Raw genomic sequence first — 11,761 nt, forward strand, 5'->3', positions numbered from 1 at the left:
CGTTCGTCCTGAGCCAAGATCAAACTCTCCATAAAATGCGAGCTTGCTTGCTCGTTCAAAAAACTAGCTTGTATATCTTGCTTGACATACTGGTTGTTTTGTTCAGTTTTCAAAGATCAAATTGTCCGCCGTCTCATCGACAGCTTAATTATTATATCAGTTTGCTAGAATAAAGTCAACAACTCTTTCAAAAGAAATTGTTTGTTCCTTCAAAACAGCAACTTAATTAATATAACACGTTCACAATATGATGTCAACATGTTTTTTGAGTTTCTTGCTTTCTGGTTGCTTTGTTTGGTGCAACTTTCATAATATAACATGTCACAGAATGGGTTGCAATAGAAAAACAGTTTCCAATTATCGGAAACTGTTTTTCTAAAAGATAAATAGATGAATAGCTGCTAATGAAGCCAAACCAGGTATTCCTAAAAAGCCGGTTATTAGAGCGGTATATAGGTTTATCGGTAAATGGAGGCCGATGGAAGCCCCGAACACATTGAAGAAAAATAAAAACAATACACCGATCACCAGCTTTACGGATCCTTGTGCCAAAAACCTTAATGGCTTAATCGGAGCACCAAGTACTAATAGCAGGGCAATCAACACCACCATACTTGTGATAATTACAGCAGAATTCATTTTCCCCTCTCCTTTTGCTTGTCCCTTTCTATTAATAGGTATGAACAAACAAAACGAAAAAGAACAGCATTATCTCATCGCACTTACCTTCCGTACTCTCGCTTCCCGGAGCAAATAAAAATATTTAGCTTCCGCCACCGTTAGTTCATATATACCATACTCACTCGGCTCTACACTCCGTTCAATGATTGACTTGATATTTTTCCATTCTTCCTTTGAATGAAAAATATCATCCAACAATTGCTCATCGATTTGGCTCTTTTTAATCTTTTTACCGCCAATCATATGATCACCTATCCTCTTTCTCCATTCGAAAAAGTATCTTCCTACAAAGCGATGGTTATAATTCTCTTCTTCCTTCCATTGCTTTTGACAGGGTTACCTCATCCGCATACTCTAAATCCCCGCCCATCGGGAGTCCGTGGGCAATTCTGGTGATTCTTATCCCGGAAGGCTTCACCAGCCGGGAGATGTACATCGCGGTTGCTTCGCCCTCGATATTCGGATTGGTCGCAAGAATTAGTTCTTCTACTTCTTCATCTTTTAGACGGTTTAATAAGCTGGGAACATTGATATCTTCCGGCCCGATACCGTCCATCGGAGAGATGGCTCCATGCAGGACGTGATACTTTCCGCCGAATTCCTTCATTTTTTCCATGGCGATGACATCCTTAGGATCCTGCACGACGCAAATCACCGAATTATCTCTCGTATCATCCCGGCAAATGGAACAAGGGTCCTGGTCGGTGATATGACCGCAGACCGAGCAGTGAGTCAACTCCCTCTTGGCGTTGACCAAAGCCTTTGCAAAATCCAAGACATCGTCTTCTTTCATATTCAACACAAAAAAAGCCAGGCGGACAGCCGTTTTCGGTCCGATTCCCGGCAATTTTGTAAAGCTGTCAATCAGCTTTGAAATCGGTTCTGGATAATACATGAAGCATGCCTCCTAGAACATTCCTCCAGGCATATTTAAACCTTTCGTGAATTGTCCCATTGTATCATTCGTTTTGTCTTCAACTTGTTTTAATACATCGTTGGTTGCAGCAAGGATGAGATCCTGCAGCATTTCCAAATCATCTGGATCAACCACTTCTTCATTAATGGTGACATCCATGATTTCTTTTTTGCCGTTGGCCGTTACTTTTACCATACCCCCGCCGGCAGTACCTTCAAAACTCATTTCCTGAAGTTCTTCCTGAGCCTTCATCATATCTTTCTGCATTTTCTGCATTTGTTTCATCATTTTATTCATATTTCCACCACCACGCATGGAAACCCCTCCTTTTTAATCATGAATTTCTAACAAATCATCGCCGGCAAGCTTTCTGGCTTCGGCAACCAACGGATCTTCCTCTTGGGGGGATTCCCCTTGTTCTTCCGTTTCCTGCCGTTTTTGCTTGCTGACATATTCTTCTCTTAATTCCTGCCAATTGGCTTCGGGTATCGGAATCAATGTCAACGACTTGCCGATAACCTCTGCTAATAATGATTCTATCGCTTGTTTATGGTCCAAAGCAAGTGAACAGTGGATTTCGTACTTAAATGCTACCACCAGGGCCTGACTGGAAGCTGCCCGGGGTTTGCTGTTCTGAATCGTCGCATGGGCTGGAGCGCTCTGTTTCTTCAACATATTCATGAAGTTGGCCCACTGCGACTGGACATTTTTCAATTCAGCCTTAGAAGCTTCCCCTAATACTTGTCGTATTCGCTCAAACGGGATTTTGTAGCTGTTTTTTGTTGTCCGTTGCTGTGGACGCGGCTGCGGAGAAGAGGCAGCATCCGCTTGCTGTACCGCCACTCCGTTTTTCTTCAGTTCTTGCAATTCTTTTTCCAGCTGTGCCAGCTTTCGTGTCAACGTGTCGACCGCTTCTGATGACTGGCCGGCGGAATCCTTGCGCTGATCCGAAATATTTAATACCGCTATTTCAATGAATACCTTGGGGCTGTTCGTCCACTTTATTTCCTGCTGGCATTCATTTAACTGCCGGATTGCTTCCTGGATCCATCCTGGATTGATTTCCCCCGCAAGCTTTTTGAAGCTGTCGGTCAACAAAGCACGTTCCAGAATGTTCTCTAAGTCAGGTGCACTTTGGAACAATAACAAATCACGTAAATAGTAAATTAAATCAAATACAAAACGTCCCGGATCTTTGCCTTCCTGGATTAAGTCGTCCACATAGCGCAATGCCTGTTGGATATCCTGTCGGTACATGGCTTCGGTGACAAGCGTCAGTTTTTCCTGCGAGACCGAACCGGTCACAGCCAGGACATCATCCAGATTCACTTCTTCTTCACTGTAGGAGATGGCCTGATCCAATAAACTGAGTGCATCCCGCATTCCCCCTTCTGCAGAAAGCGCCACGGCTTCCAATGCTTCCTGGGATGCCCGGATATCCTCCGCTTCCGTAATTGTCTGCATACGCTCGACAATCGATGTAGGGGTGATCCGTTTAAAATCAAACCGCTGACAGCGGGAAATGATCGTTAACGGGATTTTATGCGGTTCCGTTGTCGCAAGAATAAAAATGACATGCTTGGGAGGCTCCTCCAATGTTTTCAACAAGGCATTAAAAGCACCCATCGACAGCATGTGGACTTCATCAATAATATAGACTTTGTAAGCGACCGCACTTGGCGCATACTTTACTTTATCCCGAATGTCACGGATTTGTTCGACCCCGTTATTCGATGCAGCATCGATTTCGATTACATCGGAAATGGAGCCATCCTGTATTCCCAGACATGCTGCACATTCATTACACGGTTCCTTTACCGGTGCATGTTCACAGTTAACGGTTTTCGCGAATATTTTGGCAGCACTTGTTTTTCCGGTACCACGTGGCCCTGAAAACAAATAGGCATGCGAAAACTTCTGCTGAACGATGGCATTTTGCAATGTACGGGTGATATGGGTTTGTCCGACGACATCCGAGAAGCTTTTTGGACGCCAAACTCGATAAAGTGCCTGATAGCTCATTCAATACTTGCCCCTTTTTTATTGCTCTCTTCATTATAACTGAATTGCATGATGGATGGAAACCATCGACAGTAGAAAACCTTATTGATTCTTTCCTCTTCCGTTTCTTGTGCAGTAGTTCATCATGTCCGGATAGAAATTGATAAGTCGTCGCTTTGACGAGCACCTTCTCGTTCATTAGCAGAATCTCCATGTCGCTGCAGAAAAACGGTATCCAATACAGATAGGTTTAGGTTATCGTGATAAAATCATTCTTTCAGAAAAAATCTATACGAAAAACCTCTTGCCCAAAGACAAGAGGTTTTTTTATATAATCAATAAGTAAAGCCGTGCACCCATCGTCGATAATACGACCCTAAGCGTTACGCAAGTTCATGGCTCGACCCGGGCTTCCCCGCGGCACACAAGAAGGACCGCTTACTGCTGCTTCCTTCCGGACCTGACAGGGTTCACGGGTTCCCGTTGCGCAGGACCCGGGTGTCAGCACCAATCCCTTGAGGCAGACCTTAAAGTCCTATTACCTCGGATGGGAATTCAGCCTCGCTATAGCGGATTGCGAGTACAGGGCACCGCTACCTCCCCGCCTAGCACGACAAATTTGCTAACTATTATTGGTGCGCTTTAATAGCGCAATTCATAGTATAACGAGTTTTGGGGAAAATTGCAACAGGTAGAGACTGGAATACTTCTTCAATTGCTGTTACGCTTCCTTCGCTGCCTGAGATTCCTGAAAAAATCGGTCAGCATTTGCCCGCATGCTTCTTCCAACACACCTCCACGGACTTCCGCCACATGATTGAATCGGTTATCTTCCAAAAGATTCATCAAGGTCCCAGCACAGCCAGCCTTGGGATCGTATGCGCCAAATACTACCCGTGGTATTCTTGATTGAATAATAGCTCCTGCGCACATCGGACAAGGTTCCAATGTGACATACAGTGTACAATTCTCAAGTCTCCAGCTTCCGACCGCTTCGTTGGCTTTATCGATCGCAATCAGTTCAGCATGAGAGGCCGTCGTCTGCAATGATTCCCGCAGATTGAAGGACGTGGCAATTACTTGTTCCTCATGGACAATGACCGCACCTATCGGAACCTCCCCTAACTGTTCAGCTTTTTTTGCTTCGTTAATGGCCAATTCCATATAATATTGATCGTCCATTTATCATCCCACTTTTCATTCTAAGGTTTCAAACAACAAAAAAAAGATAAAGTATATAAGGAAGAGAGGAGTGGATAACATGGTTGAAAGTCAAAAAACCGCCATCGTCATAGTGGACATCATCAATGATTTTGATTTTCCGGAGGGCGACAAGCTATTGAAAAACACCAAGAAAATCCTCCCCAATCTCAAAAAATTGAAAGAATATGCACATGAGCAATCAATTCCTTTTATATATGTAAATGATCATTATGGTATTTGGCAATCTGATTTTCAAAAGGTCAGCGATTATTGCCGAAATGAACAAAACAAACAAATCATCGACCAAATGCAGCCAGCATCCGATAATTATTTTCTCATCAAACCTAAACATTCCGGCTTCTATGGTACGGCGCTGGAGTCCTTATTGAAGGAATTGAATATAGCCCATATTATTATCGGCGGTATTGCTGGTGATTTTTGTGTCCTGTTTACCGCCAATGATGCCCATATGCGCGAATACAGTATCAGTGTACCAAAAAACTGTATAGCATCCAACGAAGATCAGCAGAACGAGCGTGCACTTGCATTGATGTCCGAAAAACTCGGTGCCGATATTAAGCCTGTCTAATAGAATATGTTCCTTCCTCCACACATAGGATGATAACGGAGAAAAGCGTGTTTTACAGAGGAGGATGGAATGTGCAAATACATGTGGTCGCATCGGGGGAATCTTTGTATGAAATCGCCAGAAGGTATGGTACAACAGTGTCATCTTTGCAGACAGCCAATGAATTGGATGCTCCCGGCAATTTAGTGGTCGGGCAGACATTGGTGGTGCCGTTACCGGGAAATACGTATCGCATACAACCAGGGGATACCTTGTATGCCATCAGCCAGAAGTTCGGTATCTCCATTGAGGAGCTTGCCAGCGCAAACAATCTTTCCCCTAATGATCAACTTTCCGTAGGCTTTCCTCTTGTCATCCCCCAACCGCCCAAAACGAGAATCGAAACAAATGCTTATGTCGAGCCCTACGGCGAAACCGTTTCTGAAACCTTGATCAATGCTGCGGAGAAAAATACGCAGTATCTTACTTACCTGTCACCATTTAGCTATCGGGTAAATCGGGACGGCACTCTGATTCCACCCCCGCTAGATAACTTTCGCCAAATTGCGGAAAATAATAATGCCGGATTGGTGTTAGTCGTTACGAATTTGGAAGAAGGGGCATTCAGCGCAGAATTAGGCAGGGAAATTTTGACCAACCGGCAAGTGGAAAACACACTTCTGGACGAAATCATAAGTACAGCCCGGGCAGGTGGGTATCAGGATGTACATTTTGACTTTGAATTTTTACCACCGGAAACCCGTGAGGACTACAACAACTTTTTAAGGCGAACAAAACAGCGTTTGACCAATGAAGGATTGATGCTGTCTACCGCCCTGGCACCAAAAACCAGCGCAGAACAGACAGGGGAATGGTATGAGGCTCATGATTATGCCGCTCATGGAGAAATTGTCGATTTTGTCGTTTTGATGACCTATGAATGGGGATACAGCGGAGGGCCGCCAATGGCCGTTTCCCCGATTGGTCCAGTACGTGAAGTGGTGGAATATGCACTTACTGAAATGCCCGCGGATAAAATCATGCTCGGCCAAAACTTATACGGCTATGATTGGACATTGCCTTTCGAACCAGGTGGAGAATTTGCCGAAGCACTCAGCCCACAACAGGCCATTACACGGGCCAGAAACGAAAATGTCGCAATTGAGTACGATGAAACCGATCAAGCCCCATTTTACCGTTATACAGACGACGAGGGAAACAGGCATGAAGTCTGGTTTGAAGATGCTCGATCCATCCAAACGAAATTTAACTTAATCAAGGAATTAGGACTTCGTGGGATTAGCTACTGGAAGCTTGGATTGGCCTTTCCTCAAAATTGGCAGCTGCTTGACGCAAACTTTGACATAGTAAAACCAGGATGATCTGCATCCTGGTTTTTTTGTTTATGTAACCGTTCCGATTGATTTACCTTTTGATACCATTGTTAATTTGGCTGGAAGCTGCTCAAACTAAAAGAAAATAGAAGGCGGAAAGAGAAGGTGATGACGTGAATCTGGACTTCCAGTTTGTATTTAAATCGGTGATTTTGGTGCTATCGGGAATATTACTGTTGCGTATTTCCGGAAGAAAATCCATTTCGCAAATGACATTGGCACAGACCGTAGTGATGATTTCGATTGGTTCGGTTATCATTCAACCAATCGTGGAAAGAAGCGTAATCCGAACGATTATCGTGGCCGCCATTTTTGTTTTCACACTGATTACTATCGAGTGGCTTCAACTTAAATTCAACGTTGTGGAAAAGTTTATTACTGGTAAATCAAAAATCCTCATTCAAAACGGACAGCTGGAAACGAAAAACTTTAACAAGAACCGGCTTACTGTCGACCAACTCGAAATGTTTCTTCGGCAGCAAGGGATTTCCAAGCTTTCCGACCTCAAAACGGCGACAATCGAACCGAATGGACAACTTGGATATGAATTGACGGAGGATGCCCGTCCACTCACCGTAGGGGAATTTAAAAAAATGATTCATCCAAGCATGCTGAACCCGGCAGTGATGGATAATACACAGCAACCAAAACAGACATCTCAACAACGGCAAAATCTTTTTGAAGAAGTCACCGCCAACCATCAAACAAACCATTCGAAAAAACTAAAGTGACTTAGCCTGGAGCGAAACGGAAAATTTGGTTTTTATTTGAGCCGCTTTCCCATTCTACCGCTGATTGTGAGGATTCAAGAGCAACACGCAAAACCGGTACCTCTACTTCAAATTCCGAAGAGAAAGGAAATGGTTTAACCTGTATGTCCGTGTCTGTCAGCCACTCCGCTGTCATTCCTCTTGGTGCAAAGCAAAATTCCTGACGAAATCCATCCTTGAACCAGTCTATTTCTTCCGATTTCTTCACACCGGGAGGATTCAATGTTGCATATAAGGATAAATCATCACAAAATTGCAGGATGCGATAATGACAGATAATAGCATCCTCCAGCGAATCTATCGTTAAAGAAGAGATCAGCCGGCGTCTTCGCTCTTGTTCATGAAGCAAGAATGACGAAATGTCGGGATTATTACCTTTGTCAGACGAGAAAAAAGAAACATAATGCATGCTGCAAAGGACAGCACCATAAGATGTTTGTTCTTCAACCTGATCAATACCGCGACTATATGCTTGAAGTTTTTCCTGTAAGGGGTAGTCAATAAAATCATATGGTTTCTGATCAGCAACATTCCAAACAATCTGTTGATCAAGCGGAATCCAGGCCCGGTCATGATGACGGATCGCATAAAGGACATCCAGTTTCCACTCAGGGTACGGAAAGAAATCATTTCTCCAATGGTATGCAATTTGAAAAGATAAATAGGCGTGATCATGCTGTTTAATCACTTCCAAGTGATCAGCAGTTCTTCTCACAATCATACTTCTGGACTCCTTTTATGCAGGAAAAAGAGGCAGCCCTTACGGACAACCTCTTTTCAGTTTCAGTAATTTATGCTAATACTTTCAGAGATTCACGGTTGAACGCTGGAATATCATCCGGTTGACGGCTGGTTACCAGCTGATTTTTGCAAACGACTACTTCTTCGTCCTTTACAGTGGCGCCTGCGTATTCCATATCTACTTGAATCGATTTAAATCCGGTTGCCTGACGTCCTTCCAGCGTTTTAGCTGTAATCAACAGCTGTGGACCATGGCAAATCGCAAATACTGGTTTTTTCTCATCCATAAAATGCTTGGCAAACGAAACAAAGCGTTCATCAGCACGTAATTGATCGGGAGAAAATCCTCCAGGGATAAATAGAGCATCAAAATCAGAAGGATTTACATCATCGATGCCCTTATCAATAGTTACCTTGGCTTCGCCTTGTTTACCGGTAACTTCTTTACCAGACTCTTTTTCAATTGTCACTACTTCATGGCCTTCCTCTTTAAAGGCCTTCGCTGGATCCGTATATTCCACATCTTCAAACATATCTGTCAATACACATGCAATTTTACTCATCGTGTAACAACACTCCTTTACGACAATAGGATTTAATGGTTACACCGATAATGTACCCTGGCTTGTCCTGTTTAAACATAAAATGGAAGATACAGCGCTGCATCAAACGGAGGCAAGGTACGCAAACTCCAGCGGATGCGCGTAAGCTGAATCCGTGCCCGCGGAAAGCGAAGTGCCTTGCCGGAGTGGAGCACCCTCTATCTAAATAAAGACACCGGGATAACTGAGGCCACTGTAAAAGTCCTTTTAATCTAAAGCGGCTGTCAACGCTCGTTGTTGGTTCCGCGAATCGCTTGTCGATGGATGCTTGCCGCGGGCACGGCCTCGGGTAACTCCCGGTGCCCCTTTTATTCTTCCAATGTAGAGGTATCCCCTGTCGGTAATCCAAGTTCCCAGGATTTCAAAAGCCGACGCATGATTTTTCCGCTTCTTGTCTTTGGAATCGTATCTTTCACTTCAATTTCCCGCGGGGCAGCATGGGCACTTAACCCGGTTTTGACAAACTTCCGAATATCTTCGATTAATTTATCGTTTGCTTCATAGCCATCATTTAAGGTGATAAACGCTTTAATGATTTCTCCTCGTTCTGGATCCGGTTTACCAATGACTCCGGCTTCAGAAACGGCTGGATGTTCAATCAGTTTGCTTTCCACTTCAAAAGGTCCTACCCGTTCCCCGGATGTATTGATAACATCATCCAGTCTTCCCTGGAACCAGAAGTACCCATCTTCGTCTTTATAGGCACTGTCTCCAGACACATACCAATCACCGATAAAATAACTTTCATATTTCCCTGGGTTTTGCCAGATTGCCCGCATCATCGATGGCCAGCCTTTCTTGATTGCCAAGTTGCCCATTTGTTTTGGCGGCAATTCATTTCCTTCGTTATCAATGATAGCCGCTTCCACTCCCGGAATTGGTTTCCCCATTGATCCTGGACGGATATCCATGTCCGGCAGGTTTACAATCAACATGCCTCCTGTCTCTGTCATCCACCAGGTGTCATGAATCCGCAAATCAAATGCTTTTACTCCCCAAGTGATTACTTCAGGGTTGAGTGGTTCCCCTACACTGAGGATATGACGAAGCGAGGAAAGATCAAACTTTTTGGCTGTCTGTTCGCCAGCACTGACCAGCTTCCGCAGTGCTGTCGGAGCGGTATACCAAACGGTGACATTGTTTTTATCAATCGTTTCATACCAGGAATCAGCGGTAAAACGGCCGCCACGGATTACGTTCGTCACCCCGTTCAGCCATGGTGCAAATATCCCGTAACTTGTTCCGGTAACCCAGCCTGGATCTGCTGTACACCAATAAATGTCGTCTTCTTTCAGATCCAGCACCCAATTTCCCGTTGCATAGTGCTGAATCATCGCATTGTGGACATGATAAACCCCTTTCGGTTTACCAGTCGATCCAGAAGTGTAGTGTAATAACATCCCGTCTTCTAAATCCACCCACTCGATTTCGCACTCTTCGGATGCCTGCTCCATTTCATGAAAGTAATCGATGTACTTTTCGTCTGATTCCTCATTGTAGCCAACCAGCACAATCTTCTTTAGCTCAGGCAGTTCTTCGTGAGGAACCCGCTCAAGCAGTTCAGGGGTAGTGATCAGCACCGAAGCCCCGCTGTCATCCAGCCTGTCACGGACGGCCTGCTCCATAAATGCTTCAAACAGCGGACCGGCAATAGCCCCGATTTTCAGGATGCCGAAGAAGCTGGCGTAGAATTCCGGACTTCTCGGCATAAATAAAAAGACCCGGTCTCCTTTTTGCACATGATGCTTTCTAAGTACATTGGCAAACTTGTTGCTTAAAGTTTTTAAGTCATGGAAGGACAATGTTTCTTGTCTATCCGGCGAGGAGTATATCAATGCTGTTTGATCTTTTTTGGCAGGATTTTCAGCGTGTCGGTCGATCGTTTCATAAGCTGCGTTTACTTTTCCGCTTTCGTACCAGCTAAATTCTTTTTTTACTTCTTCCCAATCAAACGACTGGCGGGTTTTCTCGTAATCCTTTAAATTATGATTGCCTTCACGAGCTGCAATAGGTTGCATGTCCATTAGATCACCTCATCCGAAATATTTTTTGCAAACGATTTCAAAAAAGCTTTCACTACCCCTCTAAACCTTATGTTGCCTTAGATGTGTTTATTAAATTTTTGAAAAATTCCCTTAATTACTTCCTATTTTAGATGATTTACCGAATAATTTAAAGAGAAAAACCTTGAGAAAAACCTTAACCAATTTCCAAATTATCCTTGATGGTAATCGTTTGGTAAGCGACAGTCCCCTTCTTTTCTAAAAAGTATCCTAGTTTCGAGATAAAAAGGTTGACGTTTATCATTTACTAATATATACTTACTTACATAAAGTAAGCGAGTCATTAAAAATAACGCACCAACAGGCTTTTAATTAAAAGATGGAGGGAATAAGAAAAATGGCAAAACAAACATTCAATGTGGATCCAACCCACACAAGTATCGACTTTTCTGTAAAACACATGATGGTTTCTAAAGTGAAAGGAACTTTTCATGAGTTTGATGCAACCATAACAGCTGATCCGGAAGATCTAACTTCTGCTGAAATCGAATTTGTGATTGATGCAAACAGCATTGATACCCGCAACGACCAGCGTGATACGCATTTGCGTTCTGCAGACTTTTTCGACATCGAAAACAACCCAAAAATCACGTTCACATCCACTGATGTGAAAAAAGTCGGCGATGATGAGTACGAAGTTACAGGCGACATGACGATTCGCGGTACAACTCGCCAGGAAACATTCAAAGTTGATTTCGAAGGAAGCGGCAAGGATCCTTGGGGTAACCAAGTCTACGGTTTCAGCGGCGAAGGTAAAATTACCCGCAGTAATTATGGCTTGACTTACAATGCTGCACTAGAAACAGGCGGCGTCTTGATCGG

The 11,761-nt window shown here is 43.8% G+C and carries 13 protein-coding genes and 1 other RNA gene; 4 read left to right on the forward strand and 10 right to left on the reverse strand.

The annotated features are described in order from the left end of the window. Positions 1-375: 375 nt before the first annotated feature. The 7 genes from BN1067_RS04355 to tadA all read right to left on the reverse strand — a co-directional run bounded on the left by BN1067_RS04355 (position 376) and on the right by tadA (position 4,780). Positions 376-639, reverse strand: a complete 264-nt coding sequence (locus BN1067_RS04355; RefSeq protein ID WP_053217674.1) for a pro-sigmaK processing inhibitor BofA family protein — start codon at positions 637-639, stop codon at positions 376-378. 69 nt (positions 640-708) lie between these two features. Beyond that, complete coding sequence (locus tag BN1067_RS04360; protein ID WP_053217675.1) at positions 709-924, reverse strand: YaaL family protein; 216 nt, start codon at positions 922-924, stop codon at positions 709-711. A 55-nt stretch (positions 925-979) separates the two neighbouring features. Continuing rightward, positions 980-1,576 (reverse strand): recombination mediator RecR, encoded by a 597-nt coding sequence (gene recR, locus BN1067_RS04365; protein WP_053217676.1) that lies wholly within the window; start codon positions 1,574-1,576, stop codon positions 980-982. Positions 1,577-1,588: 12 nt separating this feature from the next. Continuing rightward, positions 1,589-1,912, reverse strand: coding sequence for a YbaB/EbfC family nucleoid-associated protein (locus tag BN1067_RS04370; RefSeq protein WP_053217677.1), 324 nt, complete (start codon positions 1,910-1,912; stop codon positions 1,589-1,591). A 15-nt stretch (positions 1,913-1,927) separates the two neighbouring features. Next, positions 1,928-3,619, reverse strand: a complete 1,692-nt coding sequence (dnaX, locus tag BN1067_RS04375) for a DNA polymerase III subunit gamma/tau (protein WP_053217678.1) — start codon at positions 3,617-3,619, stop codon at positions 1,928-1,930. 327 nt (positions 3,620-3,946) lie between these two features. Next, positions 3,947-4,212, reverse strand: an RNA gene (ffs, locus tag BN1067_RS04380) — signal recognition particle sRNA large type. 97 nt (positions 4,213-4,309) lie between these two features. Beyond that, complete coding sequence (tadA, locus tag BN1067_RS04385) at positions 4,310-4,780, reverse strand: tRNA adenosine(34) deaminase TadA (protein WP_053217679.1); 471 nt, start codon at positions 4,778-4,780, stop codon at positions 4,310-4,312. Between the two features lie 79 nt (positions 4,781-4,859). Here tadA and BN1067_RS04390 point away from each other — a divergent pair, with 79 nt between their 5' ends. The 3 genes from BN1067_RS04390 to BN1067_RS04400 all read left to right on the forward strand — a co-directional run bounded on the left by BN1067_RS04390 (position 4,860) and on the right by BN1067_RS04400 (position 7,494). Next, positions 4,860-5,390 carry an isochorismatase family cysteine hydrolase gene (locus tag BN1067_RS04390; RefSeq protein ID WP_053217680.1) on the forward strand — a complete coding sequence of 177 codons (531 nt, stop codon included), beginning with the start codon at positions 4,860-4,862 and terminating at the stop codon, positions 5,388-5,390. A 71-nt stretch (positions 5,391-5,461) separates the two neighbouring features. Beyond that, on the forward strand, positions 5,462-6,751 hold the full coding sequence (locus tag BN1067_RS04395; RefSeq protein WP_053217681.1) for a LysM peptidoglycan-binding domain-containing protein: 1,290 nt from the start codon (positions 5,462-5,464) through the stop codon (positions 6,749-6,751). Between the two features lie 125 nt (positions 6,752-6,876). Beyond that, complete coding sequence (locus BN1067_RS04400) at positions 6,877-7,494, forward strand: DUF421 domain-containing protein (RefSeq protein WP_234400626.1); 618 nt, start codon at positions 6,877-6,879, stop codon at positions 7,492-7,494. A gap of 1 nt (position 7,495) precedes the next feature. On the opposite strand, the gene BN1067_RS04405 is transcribed toward BN1067_RS04400, so the two are convergent. From BN1067_RS04405 to acsA, 3 genes are all read right to left on the reverse strand, one after another. Further along, on the reverse strand, positions 7,496-8,254 hold the full coding sequence (locus BN1067_RS04405; RefSeq protein ID WP_053217682.1) for a DUF3891 family protein: 759 nt from the start codon (positions 8,252-8,254) through the stop codon (positions 7,496-7,498). A 70-nt stretch (positions 8,255-8,324) separates the two neighbouring features. Then, complete coding sequence (locus BN1067_RS04410; protein ID WP_053217683.1) at positions 8,325-8,837, reverse strand: type 1 glutamine amidotransferase domain-containing protein; 513 nt, start codon at positions 8,835-8,837, stop codon at positions 8,325-8,327. Positions 8,838-9,184: 347 nt separating this feature from the next. Beyond that, entirely contained in the window at positions 9,185-10,900 is a 1,716-nt protein-coding gene (gene acsA / locus BN1067_RS04415; RefSeq protein WP_053217684.1) for an acetate--CoA ligase, read from the reverse strand. A 376-nt stretch (positions 10,901-11,276) separates the two neighbouring features. Between acsA and BN1067_RS04420 the strand changes: the two genes are divergently transcribed. After that, positions 11,277-11,761: YceI family protein (locus tag BN1067_RS04420; protein WP_053217685.1), on the forward strand; the 485-nt coding region annotated here is incomplete at its 3' end.

Source organism: Virgibacillus senegalensis, assembly GCF_000821245.2.
Lineage (GTDB): Bacteria > Bacillota > Bacilli > Bacillales > Amphibacillaceae > Sediminibacillus > Sediminibacillus senegalensis.

Excerpts from the sequence above, each read along its gene's own strand:
- BN1067_RS04355 (WP_053217674.1), bottom strand. The coding sequence starts at position 639 with ATGAATTCTGCTGTAATTATCACAAGTATGGTGGTGTTGATTGCCCTG.
- BN1067_RS04360 (WP_053217675.1), bottom strand. The coding sequence starts at position 924 with ATGATTGGCGGTAAAAAGATTAAAAAGAGCCAAATCGATGAGCAATTG.
- recR (WP_053217676.1), bottom strand. The coding sequence starts at position 1,576 with ATGTATTATCCAGAACCGATTTCAAAGCTGATTGACAGCTTTACAAAA.
- BN1067_RS04370 (WP_053217677.1), bottom strand. The coding sequence starts at position 1,912 with ATGCGTGGTGGTGGAAATATGAATAAAATGATGAAACAAATGCAGAAA.
- dnaX (WP_053217678.1), bottom strand. The coding sequence starts at position 3,619 with ATGAGCTATCAGGCACTTTATCGAGTTTGGCGTCCAAAAAGCTTCTCG.
- tadA (WP_053217679.1), bottom strand. The coding sequence starts at position 4,780 with ATGGACGATCAATATTATATGGAATTGGCCATTAACGAAGCAAAAAAA.
- BN1067_RS04390 (WP_053217680.1), top strand. The coding sequence starts at position 4,860 with ATGGTTGAAAGTCAAAAAACCGCCATCGTCATAGTGGACATCATCAAT.
- BN1067_RS04405 (WP_053217682.1), bottom strand. The coding sequence starts at position 8,254 with ATGATTGTGAGAAGAACTGCTGATCACTTGGAAGTGATTAAACAGCAT.
- BN1067_RS04410 (WP_053217683.1), bottom strand. The coding sequence starts at position 8,837 with ATGAGTAAAATTGCATGTGTATTGACAGATATGTTTGAAGATGTGGAA.
- acsA (WP_053217684.1), bottom strand. The coding sequence starts at position 10,900 with ATGGACATGCAACCTATTGCAGCTCGTGAAGGCAATCATAATTTAAAG.